Source organism: Massilia paldalensis, assembly GCF_044901715.1.
Classification (GTDB): domain Bacteria; phylum Pseudomonadota; class Gammaproteobacteria; order Burkholderiales; family Burkholderiaceae_D; genus Telluria; species Telluria paldalensis.
In genome coordinates this window covers 31,913-48,810 of the sequence record NZ_JBJCIU010000002.1, presented here as the reverse complement: position 1 = coordinate 48,810, position 16,898 = coordinate 31,913, and the positions used below count along the sequence as shown (strand labels likewise).

Genomic DNA, 16,898 nt, shown 5'->3' with positions numbered 1-16,898 from the left:
GGAACCCGCAAGTATGCCTGATCCGCCGCAAACCGGGGTCAGAGCCGGGGTCAGAGCCCGGTTTTTGGAAATTATTTCGAGGCAGTTGCCAAAATCGGGGCTCTGACCCCGGTTTGAGAAGGGATAAACGAAAGGCCGGTACCGCTTGCACGGTACCGGCCTCGCATCATGGTTGCCAGTGGTCAGCCGGCAGGAGTACGGTCTTGCCTGGTCAGTCGGCCTGCTTGCGCAGGAAGGCCGGGATGTCGTAGGTTTCGACGCCGTTGCGCTGCATCGCCTGCACCTGTTCCGATGCCTGCTCGCGGCGCCATACGGCCGGCTGCTTCAGGCCTTCGACGCCCGGAGCGATCTGGCCCATGCCGGTGGCCGGCACGTTGGTCGCGCCCATCACCGGGGCATTGTAGGTGCCGGTACGCAGCACTTGCTGCGGCTGCACCAGTGAGATGCTGGCCTTGTTCTTGCCCAGGCCCGTCGCGACCACGGTCACGCGCAGTTCGTCGCCCATCGCGTCGTCGTAGGCGATGCCCTGTGCGATCGCGGCGTCCGGGGCGGCGAAGGCGCGCACGGCGGCCATGACTTCCTTGATTTCCTTACCTTTCAGGCCGCGCGATGCGGTGACGTTCACCAGCACGCCGCGGGCGCCCGACAGGTCGATGCCGTCCAGCAGCGGCGAAGCCACGGCCTGCTCGGCGGCGATGCGCGCACGGTCCACGCCGGCGGCGGTGGCGGTGCCCATCATGGCCTTGCCCTGCTCGCTCATGATGGTCTTGACGTCGTTGAAGTCGACGTTGATGTGGCCCGGGACGTTGATGATCTCGGCGATACCGGCGACGGCGTTGTTCAGCACGTCGTCCGCGTACTTCATCCAGTCCAGCATGGAGTCGTCTTCGTAGATCTCTTCCAGCTTCTCGTTCAGGATGACGATCAGCGAGTCGACGTGCTTGCTCAGCTCTTCCAGGCCCAGCTCGGCCACGTCCATGCACTTCTGGCCTTCGTACGAGAACGGCTTGGACACGACGGCGACGGTCAGCGCGCCCATGGTCTTGGCCACTTCGGCCACGATCGGTGCGGCGCCGGTGCCGGTGCCGCCGCCCATGCCGGCGGCGATGAAGACCATGTGCGCGCCGCGCAGTGCATCCTCGATGCGCGAGCGCGATTGTTCTGCCAGCTGGCGGCCGACTTCCGGACGCATGCCTGCGCCCAGGCCGGACTCGCCGATCTGGATGATGTTGTGGGCGCTGGAGGCAGTCAGCGCCTGGGCATCCGTGTTGGCGGCGATGAACTCGACGCCGGACATGCCCTTGTTGATCATATGCTGGACCGCATTGCCACCCGCGCCGCCAACGCCGACGACCTTGATGACCGTGCCCAGTGCTGCGTTATCGACCATATCGAACTCCATGATGAACTCCTAATTCAGTGACCGTTTCCAAGCCCCAGTGCTGGCGGGACGCCGTCAGCACTCGAGATTGGAAACGTGCCGACTATTTTAAAAATAATTGAGGACCGTACCAAGCGAAACCACGCTTCCTGCTTCAAAAATTCCCTAAAAACCACTCTTTCATCCGCTGCCATACCGCTTTCACCGATCCATCCTGGCGCGTGACGATATGACCTCGCAAATATTGCTTCTTCGCCTCCAGCAGCAGGCCGAGCACCGTCGCGTAGCGCGGGCTGCGCACGACATCCGCCAACTGGCCCCGATACTCCGGCGTGCCGAGGCGCGCCGGTTTCAAAAAGATATCCTCGGCCATCTCGATCATGCCCGGCATGATCGACGAGCCGCCCGTCAGCACGATGCCCGACGACAGCACACCTTCGTAGCCGGATTCGCGCACCACCTGGTGCACCATCGCGAACAGCTCTTCCACGCGCGGCTCGATCACGGCGGCCAGCGCCTGGCGCGACAGCGAACGGGGACCGCGGTCGCCCAGCCCCGGCACTTCCAGGGTCTCGTTCGGATCGGCCAGCACCTGCTTGGCCACGCCGTAGCGGATCTTGATTTCTTCCGCCTCGCCGGTCGGGGTGCGCAGGGCCATCGCGATGTCGCTGGTGATCTGGTCGCCCGCGATCGGCAGCACCGCCGTGTGGCGGATCGCGCCGTCGGAGAACACGGCGATGTCCGTGGTGCCGCCGCCGATGTCGATCAGGACCACGCCCAGTTCCTTCTCGTCGCCCGTCAGCACCGAGTCGGCCGACGCCATCGGCTGCAGGATCAGGTCCGAGACCTCGAGTCCGCAGCGGCGCACGCACTTTACAATATTTTGAACCGCGGACACCGCACCTGTAACAATGTGCACCCGTACTTCCAGTCGAATGCCGCTCATGCCGATCGGCTCGCGCACGTCTTCCTGGTTGTCGACGATGAATTCCTGCGGCACCGTGTGCAGCAATTGCTGGTCGGTCGGGATGTTCACCGCCTTGGCCGTCTCGATCACGCGCGCCACGTCGGTCGCCGTGACTTCCTTGTCCTTGATCGCGACCATGCCGCTCGAGTTGAACGAGCGGATATGGCTGCCCGCGATGCCGGCATACACGTTGCGGATCTTGCAATCGGCCATCAGCTCGGCTTCCTCGAGCGCGCGCTGGATCGACTCGACGGTCGCCTCGATGTTGACGACGACGCCCTTCTTCAAACCCTTGGACTCGTGCTGGCCGAGTCCGATCACTTCGTGGCGCCCATCGGCCATCACTTCGGCCACCACCGCCACCACCTTCGAGGTGCCGATGTCGAGGCCGACGATCAGGTTCTTTGCGTCTTTGGTCATTTGCTGTCGCCTGCTAGATTAGATTTGCTTTGTTGTTTTGGTACTTGCTTTTTTCTTTGCCGCCTTGACCGGCTTGCTCGCATCGGCCGGCACGTTCAGTGCCGCCGACGACAGCGCCAGTCCGTTCGGATAGCGCATGTCGATCGTGTCGATGCGCCCTTCCTCCAGGCGCGCCACCAGCTGGGGATAGATGCTCACCAGCCGCTGCACGCGCCCCTTCAGCGTATTGCGGTCCTGCTCGCGCCCCAGTTCCACGCTCATGCCGTTGTCCAGCTTGACCGTCCAGGCGTAACGGTTCGACAAGCTGATCGACTCGGGCACCAGGCGGATCGGCGCGAACCAGCCGCGCAGCTGCGCGAAGCGGGCCAGCACTTCCTTCTCGCTCCCCGGCGGTCCGTCGAACGCCGGCAGCGCGTGGTCGTCGTCGGCCTCGGCCAGGTTGGCGGTGAACACGTCGCCCTTCACCGACAGCAGGCGTCCGTCCTCGCCCCAGGTACCGAGCGCTTCGTGCTCCTCCACGGCCACGATCAGCTGGTTCGGCCATTCGCGGCGCACGGTTGCCTTGCGGACCCAGGGCACGGCCTCGAACGTGGTGCGCACCTGTTCCAGGTCGGTGGTGAAGAAGTTCCCGCGGATCTTCCCCAGCACGCCGTTGCGCACCGTCAGTTCGTTCACGTGCTGCAGGTTCAGTCCGTACATGCTCTCCACGCGCACGGCGCGGAGCGTGAACATCGGGCGCTGCGACAGCCACCACGCACCCGATGCCGTACAGGCGAGCACCACCAGCGCCGTCAGGGCGCTGGCGCTTGCATTCAGAGCTCGCACGTCATGCCACATGTGTTTCTCTTTCCTTTACTTCTGGTCCTTGGCCTGGCCGAGCTTCAGGCTGGCCGAGGCCAGGATCTGCACGCACAGGTCTTCATAGCTCGTGCCCTCGGCGCGCGCCGCCATCGGCACCAGCGAGTGGCTGGTCATGCCGGGCGAGGTGTTCACCTCGAGCAGGAACGGGGCGTTGTCGGAGGCGCGCAGCAGCACGTCGATGCGGCCCCAGCCCTCGCAGCCGAGCGCGCGGTAGGCGTTCTCCACGTGGGCCTGGATCGTCCTGGTCGTCTGCTCGTCCAGCGGCGCCGGGCAGTAGTACTTGGTGTCGTCCTTGAAGTACTTGTTCTGGTAGTCGTAGTTGCCTTCCGGGGCGACGATCTCGATGATCGGCAGCGCGCGCGCACCCGCGCCCGCGCCCAGTACCGGCACCGAGAATTCGCGGCCCTGGATGAACTGCTCGGCCAGCACCACCTTGTCGTAGGTGCGGGCCAGGTCGACGGCGGCCTTGAACTCTTCCGCGCGCGTCACCTTGGTGATGCCGATGGTGGAGCCCTCGAGCGGCGGCTTGACGATCAGCGGCAGGCCCAGTTCCGCCACCACCTTGTCCAGGTCGGCATTGTCGCCGATGACCGCGTATTTCGGGGTCGGCACGCCGTGCGCCAGCCAGACGATCTTGGTGGTGATCTTGTCCATGCCCACGGACGACGCCATCACGCCGCTGCCCGTGTACGGAATGCCCAGCTGTTCGAGCGCGCCCTGCAGGCTGCCGTCCTCGCCGTAGCGACCGTGCAGCGCGATGAACACGCGGTCGAATTTTTCCGCCGCCAGCTCCGCCAGCGAACGCTCGGCCGGATCGAAGGCGTGGGCGTCGACGCCCTTGCTCTTCAGGGCCTGCAGCACGCCGTTGCCGGAGATCAGGGAGATTTCACGCTCGGCGGAGCGGCCGCCGAACAGGACGCCGACCTTGCCCAGCGCCCGGGTATCGATAGGAGTATTGGCGCTCACGATGCCACCTTTTGATTCGCAGTCAGTTGTTGGGGAACGCCGCCGATCGAGCCGGCGCCCATGATCAGCACGACGTCGCCGTCGCGGGCCTGCTTCATGATGGTCGCCGGCATGTCGGCGATGGCTTCCACGAAGACGGGTTCGACCTGGCTGCTGGCGCGCAGCGCGCGCGCCAGCGCGCGGCCGTCCGCCGCGACGATCGGGCTTTCGCCGGCCGCGTACACCTCGGCCAGCAGCAGCACGTCGGGCGCCGCCAGCACCTTCACGAAGTCCTCGAACAGGTCGCGCGTGCGGGTATAGCGGTGCGGCTGGAAGGCCAGCACGAGGCGGCGGCCCGGATAGGCGGCGCGCGCCGCGGCCAGCGTCACCTGCGCCTCGACCGGATGGTGGCCGTAGTCGTCCACCAGCGTGAAGCTGCCGCCGTCCGGCAAGTCGACCTCGCCCCAGCGCGTGAAGCGGCGGCCCACGCCGCGGAACTCGGCCAGGCCCTGGGCGGTGGCGTCGTCGGGGATGCCGATCTCGCGCGCGATCGCGATCGCCGAGCAGGCGTTCAGCACGTTGTGCATGCCCGGCTGGTTCAGCACGAAGTCGGTGTCCGGGTAGCCTTCCTGGCGCACGGTGAAGTGCATCTGCACGCCGACGGCGTGGGCGCGCACGGCGCGCACCTCGGCGTCTTCCGAGAAGCCGTAGGTCGTCACCGGCTTGGTCACGCGCGGCAGGATCTCGCGCACGGTGGCGTCGTCGATGCACATCATGGCGCGGCCGTAGAACGGCAGGCGCTGGGTGAAGTGGACGAACGCGGACTTCAGCTTCTCGAAGTCGTGCTCGTAGGTGTCCATGTGGTCGGCGTCGATGTTCGTGATCACCTCGATCATCGGTGACAGGTTCAGGAACGAGGCGTCCGACTCGTCCGCCTCCGCCACGATGTATTCGCCCGTGCCCAGCTTGGCGTTGGCGCCGGCGCTGTTCAGGCGGCCGCCGATCACGAAGGTCGGGTCCAGGCCGCCCTGGGCGAGCACGGACGCGACGAGGCTCGTCGTGGTCGTCTTGCCGTGGGTGCCGGCGATGGCGATGCCGCGCTTCAGGCGCATCAGTTCGGCGAGCATGATCGCACGCGGCACCACGGGCACCTTGGCGGCGCGCGCGGCCACCACTTCCGGGTTCGTGGCGGCGACGGCCGTCGACGTGACGACGGCGTTGGCGCCCTCGATGTTCTCGGCGGCGTGGCCGATCATGACGTAGGCGCCCAGTTCCTGCAGGCGCTGGCTGGCCGCGTTCGCCGTCAGGTCCGACCCCGACACCTTGTAGCCGAGGTTCAGCAACACCTCGGCGATGCCGCTCATGCCGCTGCCGCCGATGCCGACGAAATGGATATGCTTGATCTTGTGTTTCATGTGCGCTTCTTCGCCGCCAGTTGTTCCAATACTTCCGCGATCGCCTCGTTGGCATCGCGCCGTCCCACCGCCTGCGCCGCCTCGGCCATCGCCAGGCAGTCGTCGCGGCTGGTGACCTGCAGCAGCTGCGCCAGGCGCTGCGGCGTCAATTCTTCCTGCGGCAGGTGCACGGCCGCCTTCTGCTTGTCCATCCAGATCGCGTTGTCGCGCTGGTGACTCGTCGTGCTGGCGACGAAGGGCACGAGCACGCTGGCCACGCCGGCGGCCGTCAGCTCGGACACCGTGATGGCGCCCGCGCGGCAGATCACCAGGTCCGCGTTCGCATACTCGGCCGCCATGTCGTCGATGAAGTCGACCACGTTGGCCTGCACGCCCGCCTGCGCGTACGCGGCGCGCAGCGCCTCGATGTTCTTCTTGCCCGACTGGTGCGTCACGACGGGACGCAGGCCTTCCGGGATCATCGCCAGGGCCGCCGGAACGGCGTCGTTGAGCACCTTGGCGCCCAGGCTGCCGCCGACCACGAGGATATTCAGGGGACCGCTGCGGTTCGTGTAGCGGCGGCCCGGCGCCAGCATCTCGAGGATTTCCTTGCGCACGGGGTTGCCGGTGACGACGGCCTTGTCCGCGGCTTTGCCGAAATCGGCGGGGAAGCCGAACAGCACGCGGTCCGCCAGCGGCGTCAGGGTCTTGTTCGACAGCAGCAGCGCGGCGTCGGCGTTCACCAGCGCCAGCGGCAGGTCGCGCGAACGCGCCATCAGGCCGCCCGGCACCGTCACGTAGCCGCCCATGCCCAGCACGACGTCGGGCTTGCGGGCAGCGAGGAACTTGCGCACGGCGCCGAAGCTGGCCAGCAGCTTGAACGCGCCGCGCACCGTGTGGCCCAGGCCCTTGCCGCGCATGCCGGCGAAGTCGATGCGATCCATCGGGATGCCGTGCTTCGGCACGATGTCGCCTTCCATGCCGTGCGCCGTGCCCAGCCAGGACACGTCCCAGCCGCGCGCTTGCATTTCCTGCGCGATCGCGATGCCGGGGAAGATGTGGCCGCCGGTGCCGGCAGCCATGATCATGAGTTTCTTGTTATTCATTGGCGTCCTCCGCGCATGCGCACGCGGTTTTCGTAATCGATGCGCAGCAGGATCGCCAGGCCGACGCAGTTGAACAGCACACCCGAGCCGCCATAGCTCATCAGGGGCAGGGTCAGGCCCTTGGTCGGCAGCAGGCCCAGGTTCACGCCCATATTGATGAACACCTGCACGCCCAGCCAGATGCCGATGCCCTTCGCGGCCAGGCCGGCGAAGTGCTGTTCCAGCGCGATGGCCTGGCGGCCGATGTCGAACGCGCGTTTCACGAGCCAGTAGAACAGGCCGATCACGACGAGCACGCCGACCAGGCCCAGTTCCTCGCCGATCACGGCCATGATGAAGTCGGTGTGCGCTTCCGGCAGGTAGTGCAGCTTTTCCACGCTGCCGCCCAGGCCCACGCCGAAGATCTCGCCGCGGCCGAAGGCGATCAGCGAGTGCGTCAGCTGGTAGGCCTTGTCCAGCGCATTGCCCTCTTCCCACGGGTTCATGTAGGCGAACATGCGCGCGCGGCGGAACGGGGACAGCGCGATGATTGTCGAGAACACGAGCACGAGGATGGCGCCGATGCCGCCGAACCAGATCATGTTGAAGCCGCCCAGGAACAGGATGCCCATCGAGATGCAGACGATGACGCCGAAAGCGCCCAGGTCGGGTTCCAGCATCAGCAGCGCGCCGACGACGCCCATCGCGAGGGCCATCGGCATGAAGCCCTTGGTCAGCTTGTGCATGTACTGCTGCTTGCGCACGGTGAAGTCGGCCGCGTACAGCACGGCCACGACCTTCATGATCTCGGACGGCTGCAGGTTGAAGATCTTCAGCGACAGCCAGCGCCGCGCGCCGTTGACCGAGGTGCCGACGCCCGGCACCAGCACGAGGGCCAGCAGCACCAGCGTGGCGACGAACATCATGGGCGCGAATTTCTGCCAGGTCGCCACGGGGATGCGGAAGGTGAAGACGGCGGCGACGATCGAGATGGCGATGAACAGCCCCTGGCGCAGCAGGAAATAATTGTTCTTGCCGGCCAGGTAGGCGAACTTGGGCGAGTCCGGCAGCGCGATCGACGCCGAATACACCATCACCATCCCGAACAGCATCAGCAGCAGCACGACCCACACGAGCGGCTGGTCGTATTCCATCATGCGCGACGGCCGCGCGCGTTCCGCGATGGTCGCGTCGCTCGCGGTGCCGCCGAACTTGAAGGGAATCTGGAAGGCCATCAGATCTCCTGTCCCTTCTCGAGCGCGATCTCGCGCACGGCGTCGACGAACACCTGGGCGCGGTGGGCATAGTTGGTGAACATGTCCAGGCTGGCGCAGGCGGGCGACAGCAGCACGACGTCGCCGCTTTTCGCGAGACCGGCGCCGCGGCGCACGGCCTGCGGCAGGTCGGCCAGGTCGAAGCACGGCACGCCCGTCGGTTCGATGGCGGCGCGGATCGCGGGCGCGTCGCGGCCGATCAGCAGCACGGCCTTCACGTAGCGCGAGCACGGCGGGCCCAGGGGGCTGAAGTCCTGGCCCTTGCCGTCGCCGCCGGCGATCAGCAGGATCTGGCGGTCGGCCTCGCCGAAGGTCTTGCCGAGGCCTTCCAGCGCGGCGACGGTGGCGCCGACGTTGGTGCCCTTGGAATCGTCGTAGTACTCGACCCCGTCGATGCTCGCGACCAGCTCCACGCGGTGCGGCTCGCCCTGGTAGTCGCGCAGGCCGTGCAGCAGCGGCGCCAGCGGCAGGCCGACGGCGCGGCACAGGGCCAGCGCGGCCAGCGCGTTGCTGGCATTGTGCAGGCCGCGGATGCGCAGCGCGTCGGCCGGCATCAGGCGGTTCACGAACAGCTCGACCGGTTCGACGGCTTCATGTTTTTTACGTTTCTTTTCCGGCTCTTCCGCCGGATTGGCATTCGCCAGCCACAGCACGCCCCGTTCATTGACGAGACCGAAGCTGCCCGGCGCATCGGGTTCGCCCGTGCCGAAGGTCGTGACCTGCGCGTCCGGCGCCGCCATGCCCATCACCAGCGCATCCTCGCGGTTCAGCACGCGCACCGTATGGGCGCCGAAGATGCGCGCCTTGTCGGCGGCATAGGCGGCCATGCTGCCGTGCCAGTCGAGGTGGTCCTGGGTCAGGTTCAGCACGGTGGCCGCGTCGGCGTCCAGGCTGAAGGTGGTGTGCAGCTGGAAGCTGGACAGTTCGAGCACCCACGCTTGCGGAAGCTCATCGGCGTCCATCGCTTCGCGCAGCACGTCCAGCGCGGCCGGGCTGATGTTGCCGGCCACGCGCGTCGTGAGCCCCGCGCGGCGGCACAGCAAACCGGTCAGGCTCGTGACGGTGGTCTTGCCGTTGGTGCCCGTGATGGCGATGACTTTCGGCGCATAGCCGCGCGCTTCCTTCAGCGCGGCCAGCGCCTGGGCGAACAGCTCGATCTCGCCCCAGACGGGAATGTTGCGGGCCGCCGCGGCAGGCGCGATCTCGGCCAGCTCGCGATGCGGCGCCAGGCCCGGGCTGACGGCCACGAAGTCGACGCCGTCGACGAGCGCTGCCTCGAACGGGCCGGCGACGAAGTCGGCGTCCGGCACGGCCGCGCGCAAGGCGGGCAGGCGCGCCGGTTCGGCGCGCGTGTCGGCCACGCGCACGCGCGCGCCGCAGCGCGCGAGCCACTGCGCCATCGCGAGGCCCGATTCGCCGAGTCCGAGTACCAGTGCGGTTTTGCCGTCGTAGTTCATCGTCGTTCGCGTCAGCGCAGTTTGAGGGTCGAGATGCCGATCAGGACCAGGATGATGGTGACGATCCAGAACCGCACCACGACCTTGGTTTCCTTCCAGCCCTTCTGTTCGAAATGGTGGTGCAGGGGCGCCATCAGGAATACGCGCCGTCCCGCGCCGTAGCGCTTCTTCGTGTACTTGAACCAGCTCACCTGGATGATCACGGACAGTGTCTCGGCCACGAACACGCCGCCCATGATGAACAGCACGATCTCCTGGCGCACGATGACGGCGATGGTGCCGAGCGCGCCGCCCAGCGCCAGCGCGCCGACGTCGCCCATGAACATCTGCGCCGGGTGCGCGTTATACCAGAGGAAGGCCAGTCCCGCGCCGGCCATCGCGCCGCAGAAGATCAGCAGCTCGCCCGCGCCGGGGATGTGCGGGATGAACAGGTATTTCGAATAGGTCGCGTTGCCGGTCAGGTAGGCGAACAGGCCCAGCGCGCCGCCCACCATCACGGTCGGCATGATGGCCAGGCCGTCGAGGCCGTCCGTGAAGTTGACGGCGTTCGACGAGCCGACGATCACGCAATAGGTCAGTGCGATGAAGCCCCACACGCCCAGCGGGTAGCTGATGGTCTTGAAGAACGGGACGATCAGGTCGGACTTGGGCGGCAGCTCCATCGAGAAGCCCGACTGCACCCAGGCCAGGAACAGCTTCCACACTTCCCACGGCGTGGCGGCCGAGACCGAGAACGCCAGGTACAGCGAGGACGCGACGCCGATCAGCGACATCCAGAAATACTTCTCGCCCGAGCGCATGCCTTCCGGGTCCTTGTAGACCACCTTGCGGTAGTCGTCGACCCAGCCGATGGCGCCGAAGCCCAGCGTGACGACCAGCACCGGCCAGATCAGGCGGTTCGACAGGTCGCACCACAGCAGCGTCGAGATCGCGATGGAAATCAGGATCAGCACGCCGCCCATGGTGGGGGTGCCGTGTTTCTGCAGGTGGGTCTGCGGGCCATAGGTGCGCACCGCCTGGCCGACCTTCATCTCGGTCAGCTTGCGGATCACGGCCGGGCCGCACAGGAGGCCGATGGTGATCGCGGTGATGGTCGCGAACACCGCCCGGAAGGTGATGAAGTTGAAGATCCGCAGCGGACCGATGTAGTCCTGAAAATATTGTGCGAGCCAAAGCAGCATAGTCTTAGTGGGCTTCCTTGCCAGTGTTGGTTGATGCGGTCAGGTGACGGACCACGCGCTCCATCTTCATGAAGCGCGAGCCCTTCACCAACACAGTTGCGTCAGATTTGCTGCCCAGTGTTTGATCCAGTGCTGCCAATAATTCGTCGAACTGCTCGTGGTGTTGCGCTCCCGATCCGGCCATGTGGCGGGCCAGTTCGCCGGTCGCGAGCACGGCGTCGATGCCCTTCTGCCGGGCATAGGCGCCGATTTCCTGGTGAAACTCCGGTCCCTGCGTGCCGACTTCGCCCATGTCGCCCAGCACCAGGATGCGCGGCGACGGGTAGGCGGCCAGCACGTCGATGGCGGCGCGCACGGAATCCGGATTCGCGTTGTAGGTATCGTCGATGACGGTGGCGCCATTGGTCGCCTGCTTGCGCTGCAGGCGGCCGCTGACGGGGGCGAAGCCTTCCAGGCCGGCCACGATCGCGTGGATCTCGATGCCGGCGGCCAGCGCGCAGGCGATCGATGCCAGCGCATTGCGCACGTTGTGCGCGCCGGCGGCGGCCAGCTTAACCGTGAACTGACCGGCCGGCGTGCGCACCGACAGGTCGCTGCCGAAGCCCGTGTTCACCCAGGTCGCGCGCACGTCGCAGCCGTCGTCCAGGCCGAACGTCAGCGTCTTGCGCGCGCCGGACAGCTCGCGCCAGATCGGCGTGTACTCGTCGTCGCCCGGGAACACGGCCGTGCCGTCGTCGGGCAGCGCGGCCAGCACGGAGCCGTTCTCGCGCGCCACCGCTTCCACGGTGTGCATGAATTCCTGGTGCTCGCGCTGGGCGTTGTTGACCAGGGCGACGGTGGGCGCGGCGATGGCGGCCAGGCGCGCGATCTCGCCGGGGTGGTTCATGCCCAGTTCGACGACGGCGGCGCGGTGCGCGTCGGTCAGGCGCACGACGGTCAGCGGCACGCCGATCTCGTTGTTCAGATTGCCCTGCGTGGCCAGGCGCGCAGGCTCGCCGAAGGCGGCTGCGAGGATCGCGGCGATCATTTCCTTGACCGTCGTCTTGCCGTTGCTGCCGGTGACGCCGATGACGGGAATGGCGAAGCGGTCGCGCCAGAAGCGGCCGATGCGGCCCAGCGCGGCCAGCGTGTCCGGCACGACGATGGCCGGCAGCGGATAGTGTTCCGGCAGGCGCTCGACGACGACGGCGGCCACCGCCTGGCCGGGCAGCTGGCCCAGGAAGTCGTGGGCATCGAAGGTCTCGCCGCGCAGGGCGACGAACAGCGCGCCCGGCACGATGTGGCGGCTGTCGGTAAAGACACCCTGGAAATAGGCATCGCGCGTCACCTGCGCGCCATCCATCGCTGCTGCGAGTTGTTCGAGCGAACCGCGGATCATCAATTCGTCCTCATCATCGTGAGCCGCGCGCTCAAGGCCAGCGCGGCGTGGTCGGCATCGGAAAACGGCATTTTCCGGCCCTTGATTTCCTGGTAGGGCTCATGGCCCTTCCCCGCCAGCAGGATCACGTCCGGCTTGGCGGCATGCTTGACGGCCGCCAGGATCGCGGTGGCGCGGTCCTCGATCGCCTGCGTCTGCGCTGGGCTGTCCCGGTCCATGCCGGCCAGGATCTGGTCGATGATCGCGCGCGGCTCCTCGCTGCGCGGATTGTCGCTGGTGACGACCACGTGGTCGGCCGCCTGGGCGATGCGGCCCATCTGCGGACGCTTGCCCGGATCGCGGTCGCCGCCGCAGCCGAACACGCACCACAGCTGCCCGCCGCGCTCGCGCGCCACGGGACGCAGGGCATCGAGCGTCTTTTCCAGCGCATCCGGCGTGTGCGCGTAGTCGATCACGACCAGCGGCGCATCCTGGCCGCCGACCTGCTGCATGCGGCCCGGGGCCGGCTGCAGCGTTTCGATGGCGTCCAGGGCGGCGCGCAAGGCGACGCCCTTGGCCAGCAGCGCGCCCAGCACGGCGAGGGCATTGCTGGCGTTGAAGCGGCCGACCATGCGGGTGCGCGCCAGACTGCTGCCGAACGGGGACTCGAGCTGGAACTCGGTGCCCGTGGGACGGCTGCGCAGCTGCGACGCGCGCAGGATCGCCACGCCGTCGATGCCGGCTTGCTCGGCCTCGGTGCGCAGCGTGTAGCCGGTCACGGCCACGTGCGGGAAATGGGTACGCAGGTGCATGGCGACACGAACGCCGGCCGCGTCGTCCAGGTTGACGACGGCCGTCTTCAGGCCCGGCCATTCGAACAGTTTCAGCTTGGCGGCCTCGTAGCTGTCCATGTCGCCGTGGTAGTCGAGGTGGTCCCGCGTCAGGTTGGTGAACACGGCCACGTCGAAGTGCATGCCGGCCGTGCGGTTCTCGACCAGGCCGATCGATGACACCTCGATGGCGAGCGCGCCGGCGCCGGCCGCGCGCAGCTTGTCCAGCTCCCCGGCCAGCAGCACGGCGTCCGGGGTCGTGTAGCCGGTGGCGTCGAATTCGGGCGCGCTGTCCGCCCCGGCACGCACGAGGCCCACGCCCAGCGTGCCGATGACGGCGGCCGTGTCGCCCAGCTGCGCCAGCGCCTGCGCCGTCCACAGCGCGCACGAGGTCTTGCCGTTGGTGCCCGTGATGCCGACCGTGAACATGGCGGCGTCGGGCTGGCCGTAATACGCGTGCGCGATCGCGCCGGCATTGGCCTTCAGGTTCGCGACGGCCAGGTGCGGCACGTCCATCGCAGCATCCCATTCGAAGCCGGCGCCGTCGTAGACCACCGCGCGCGCGCCCTGCTCGAGCGCGCCGGCGATGAAGCGGCGGCCGTCGGCGGCTTCGCCCGGATAGGCGAAGAACACGTCGCCCGGCTGCACGCGGCGGGAGTCGGATACAAGGCGGCCGCCCGGTGCGGCGGCCTCGATCCACTGGCGGATGTCGTTCGGCGTCTCGGCCATCAATTGCTCTCCTCGAGTGGATGTTCGGGGATGATGATGTCGGTGATCTTCGAGTCGGGCGGCACGTTGGCCGCGCGCAGCGCATTGGCCGCCAGCGCCGCGGCGGTCGGCGCCGCCACGCTGCCGCCCGTGTGCAGCGGTCCGGTCGGGTCGTCGATCATCACGGCGATCACGAAGCGCGGGTTCGACATGGGCGCGATGCCGACGAAGTTGCCGACATAGTGGGTTTGCGAATAGCGGCCGTCGACGACCTTCTGCGCGGTACCGGTCTTGCCGCCCATGCGGTAGCCCGGCACCTGGGCCAGCGACGCGGTACCGCCCGGGCCGACCACGGATTCGACCATCGTGCGCATCTGCGCGGCCGTCTTGGGCGAGATGATCTGCTGGCCGACCGGCGCCTCCTTGACCTTCTGGAACGACAGCGGGATGACGTCGCCGTTGCGCGCGAAGATCAGCCAGGCGTGCGCCAGCTGCAGCAGCGACATCGAGATGCCCTGGCCGAACGACATATTGGCCTTTTCCACGATGCGCCAGGATTTATACGGACGCACGCGGCCCGCCGCTGCGCCGGGGAAGCCGTAGCGGGGGGCCTGGCCGAAGCCGACCTTGGTGAACATCTCCCACATCTCCTGCGCCGACAGCATCTCGGAGATCTTGGTGGTGCCGATGTTCGACGACTTCTGGATGATGGTGCCGACGTCGATGACGCCGTGCGGGTGCGTGTCGCGGATCACGTGGCCGCCCGTCAGATAGCGGCCGCCGCCCGTGTCGAACAGCGTGTTCGGCTTGATCAGGCCCTTGTCCAGCGCCAGCGCCACGGTGAAGGGCTTCAGCGTCGAACCCGGCTCGAACAGGTCGGTGATGACGCGGTTGCGCAGCTGCTCGCCGGTCAGGCGCGAGCGGTCGTTCGGGTTGTAGGTCGGGTAGTTGGCCAGCGCCAGCACCTCGCCCGTGTGCACGTCGATCACGACGGCGGCGCCGGCCTTGGCATGGAACTTCTCGACGGCGTCCTTGATGCTGTTCAGCGCAATGTACTGCAGCTTGCTGTCGACCGACAGGATCAGGTCCTTGCCGTCGTGCGGCTCGCGCGACATGCCCACGTCCTCGACGATGTGGCCGAGGCGGTCGCGGATCACGCGGCGGCTGCCGGGCTGGCCGACGAGCGACTTCTGCTGGGCCAGTTCCATCGCTTCCTGGCCCTTGTCCTCGACGTTGGTGAAGCCGACCATGTGCGCCATCACCTCGCCCTGCGGGTAGTAGCGCTTGTATTCCTTGCGCGTGTCGATGCCGTCGATGCCCAGCTTCTCGATCTTGGCGACCGTGTCCATCTCGACCTGGCGCTTCAGGTAGACGTAGCTGCGGTCCGAGTCCAGCTTCTTGAGCAGGTCCGCTTCCGGCAGGTCGAGCAGCTGCGCCAGCTGGCGTATCTTCTGCGGATCGGTGCCCTTGATCTCCTCGGTGAAGGCCGAGACCGACTTCACGGGCAGCGACGACGCCAGCACGACGCCGTTGCGGTCGAAGATCTTGCCGCGCGTGGCCGGCAGTTCCTGCGTGCGCATGTAGCGGCTCTCGCCCTGCTTCTGCAGGAACTGGTCGGACACGCCCTGCAGCCACAACGCGCGGCCGGCCAGCGCGATGAACGCGGCGAACAGCGCGAACAGGACCACGCGCGAACGCCAGTCCGGCAGGCGCACGGCCAGCACGGGACTCTTGGAGAACGCCACGCCTTTTGCGGCCGCCACACGCGCGCCCTGGGTGCCCGCCTTCATTTGCCGCCTTCCGTCAGGTATTGGGTACGCGCCGGGCTCAGCGGCGCCATGTTCAGCTGGGAACGGGCGATCTGCTCGATGCGTTCGTTCTTGCCGAGGGTCGATTGGTCGAGCTGGAGCTGGGCCCAGTCGATCTCGAGCTGGCGCTGCTGCTGTTGCAGGCGCTCGAGGTCGATGAACAGGTGGCGCGCCGTATAGCGCGCGTTCACAACCGACAGCGCGCAGCCGACCAGCAGCACGGTCAGCACGATATTGATCTTGGCGCTCATCGCGCGCCTCCGCCCGCGGGGACCGGGGTGGCGAGGCGCTCGGCCACGCGCAGCACGGCCGAACGGGCGCGCGGGTTGGCGCCAACTTCCGCATCCGAGGGCTTGGTCTTGGTGACCAGCTTCATCAAGGGCTGCGGCAAGTCGGCGGCACGGATCGGCAGCCGGCGATCCGGCTGCTCCACCTTGGCTTTCGAGGCCAGGAATTGCTTGACCATCCGGTCTTCCAGCGAGTGGAAGCTGATCACGGACAGGCGCGCACCCGGCGCGAGCAGGTCGAAGGCCGCATTCAGACCTGCTTCAAGGTCCTCAAGCTCTTGATTGATGAAAATCCGGATAGCCTGAAAGGTGCGGGTTGCCGGATCCTTGCCCTTCTCCCGGGTTTTGACCGCGTCTGCCACGATTGCGGCAAGCTGTCGTGTGCTTGAAATTGGCTGGATTGCCCGGCGAGCAACAACCGCCTTTGCAATCTGAAAAGCAAACCGTTCTTCCCCATAATCGCGAATCACCTGTTCAAGTTGTCGTTCCGGCACGTCGGCCAGCCACTCGGCCGCCGACACGCCCCGTGTCGTATCCATCCGCATGTCCAGGGGACCATCGTTGCGGAAGCTGAAGCCACGGCTCGCGTCGTCGACCTGCGGCGAGGAGATGCCCAGGTCGAGCAGGATGCCGTCGACCTGGTGCACGCCCCGTGCCGCCAGCGCATCGCGCATCGTCGCGAAGCTGTCGTGCACGATCGAAAAACGCGGATCGTTAATTTGTTCTGCCGTGGCAATTGCCTGGAGATCCTTGTCGAAGGCGATCAGGCGGCCCTCGGGCGCCAGCTTCGACAGGATCAGCCGGCTGTGACCGCCGCGGCCGAACGTGCCATCTATATACGTACCTGCCGCACGTGCGCCTGCCAGCGAGAGCGCATCGACTGCTTCGTCGAGCAGCACCGTGCGATGCTGCAAATCAGGCACCTGAATCGGATCCATGCAGT

General features: G+C 67.0%; 14 protein-coding genes. All 14 read right to left on the bottom strand.

Going from position 1 to position 16,898, the window contains the following annotated elements; translation table 11 throughout:
• Positions 1–211 precede the first annotated feature (211 nt).
• Positions 212–1,402, bottom strand: coding sequence for a cell division protein FtsZ (ftsZ, locus tag ACI1V7_RS10025; protein ID WP_290412586.1), 1,191 nt, complete (start codon positions 1,400–1,402; stop codon positions 212–214).
• A 133-nt stretch (positions 1,403–1,535) separates the two neighbouring features.
• Positions 1,536–2,768 carry a cell division protein FtsA gene (gene ftsA / locus ACI1V7_RS10020; RefSeq protein WP_290412585.1) on the bottom strand — a complete coding sequence of 411 codons (1,233 nt, stop codon included), beginning with the start codon at positions 2,766–2,768 and terminating at the stop codon, positions 1,536–1,538.
• Positions 2,769–2,786: 18 nt separating this feature from the next.
• Positions 2,787–3,605 (bottom strand): cell division protein FtsQ/DivIB, encoded by an 819-nt coding sequence (locus tag ACI1V7_RS10015; protein ID WP_404531618.1) that lies wholly within the window; start codon positions 3,603–3,605, stop codon positions 2,787–2,789.
• A gap of 15 nt (positions 3,606–3,620) precedes the next feature.
• On the bottom strand, positions 3,621–4,595 hold the full coding sequence (locus tag ACI1V7_RS10010) for a D-alanine--D-alanine ligase (RefSeq protein WP_404531617.1): 975 nt from the start codon (positions 4,593–4,595) through the stop codon (positions 3,621–3,623).
• Positions 4,592–5,989: a UDP-N-acetylmuramate--L-alanine ligase gene (gene murC, locus ACI1V7_RS10005; RefSeq protein WP_404531616.1), complete on the bottom strand. Its 1,398-nt coding sequence runs from the start codon at positions 5,987–5,989 to the stop codon at positions 4,592–4,594. Before murC ends, ACI1V7_RS10010 begins: the two co-directional genes overlap by 4 nt.
• Entirely contained in the window at positions 5,986–7,074 is a 1,089-nt protein-coding gene (gene murG, locus ACI1V7_RS10000; RefSeq protein WP_404531615.1) for an undecaprenyldiphospho-muramoylpentapeptide beta-N-acetylglucosaminyltransferase, read from the bottom strand. The genes murC and murG overlap by 4 nt, the downstream gene beginning before the upstream one ends.
• Positions 7,071–8,288: a putative lipid II flippase FtsW gene (ftsW, locus tag ACI1V7_RS09995; protein ID WP_404531614.1), complete on the bottom strand. Its 1,218-nt coding sequence runs from the start codon at positions 8,286–8,288 to the stop codon at positions 7,071–7,073. The genes murG and ftsW overlap by 4 nt, the downstream gene beginning before the upstream one ends.
• Positions 8,288–9,784, bottom strand: coding sequence for a UDP-N-acetylmuramoyl-L-alanine--D-glutamate ligase (gene murD / locus ACI1V7_RS09990; RefSeq protein WP_404531613.1), 1,497 nt, complete (start codon positions 9,782–9,784; stop codon positions 8,288–8,290). Before murD ends, ftsW begins: the two co-directional genes overlap by 1 nt.
• An 11-nt stretch (positions 9,785–9,795) precedes the next feature.
• Positions 9,796–10,965: a phospho-N-acetylmuramoyl-pentapeptide-transferase gene (mraY, locus tag ACI1V7_RS09985; RefSeq protein WP_404531612.1), complete on the bottom strand. Its 1,170-nt coding sequence runs from the start codon at positions 10,963–10,965 to the stop codon at positions 9,796–9,798.
• Between the two features lie 4 nt (positions 10,966–10,969).
• Complete coding sequence (locus ACI1V7_RS09980) at positions 10,970–12,340, bottom strand: UDP-N-acetylmuramoyl-tripeptide--D-alanyl-D-alanine ligase (RefSeq protein ID WP_404532503.1); 1,371 nt, start codon at positions 12,338–12,340, stop codon at positions 10,970–10,972.
• A 2-nt stretch (positions 12,341–12,342) separates the two neighbouring features.
• Positions 12,343–13,881, bottom strand: a complete 1,539-nt coding sequence (locus ACI1V7_RS09975) for a UDP-N-acetylmuramoyl-L-alanyl-D-glutamate--2,6-diaminopimelate ligase (RefSeq protein WP_404531611.1) — start codon at positions 13,879–13,881, stop codon at positions 12,343–12,345.
• Positions 13,881–15,650: a peptidoglycan D,D-transpeptidase FtsI family protein gene (locus ACI1V7_RS09970; RefSeq protein WP_404531610.1), complete on the bottom strand. Its 1,770-nt coding sequence runs from the start codon at positions 15,648–15,650 to the stop codon at positions 13,881–13,883. Before ACI1V7_RS09970 ends, ACI1V7_RS09975 begins: the two co-directional genes overlap by 1 nt.
• On the bottom strand, positions 15,647–15,919 hold the full coding sequence (gene ftsL / locus ACI1V7_RS09965) for a cell division protein FtsL (protein WP_404531609.1): 273 nt from the start codon (positions 15,917–15,919) through the stop codon (positions 15,647–15,649). Before ftsL ends, ACI1V7_RS09970 begins: the two co-directional genes overlap by 4 nt.
• Positions 15,916–16,893 (bottom strand): 16S rRNA (cytosine(1402)-N(4))-methyltransferase RsmH, encoded by a 978-nt coding sequence (gene rsmH / locus ACI1V7_RS09960; protein WP_404531608.1) that lies wholly within the window; start codon positions 16,891–16,893, stop codon positions 15,916–15,918. The genes ftsL and rsmH overlap by 4 nt, the downstream gene beginning before the upstream one ends.
• Between the last annotated feature and the right edge of the window lie 5 nt (positions 16,894–16,898).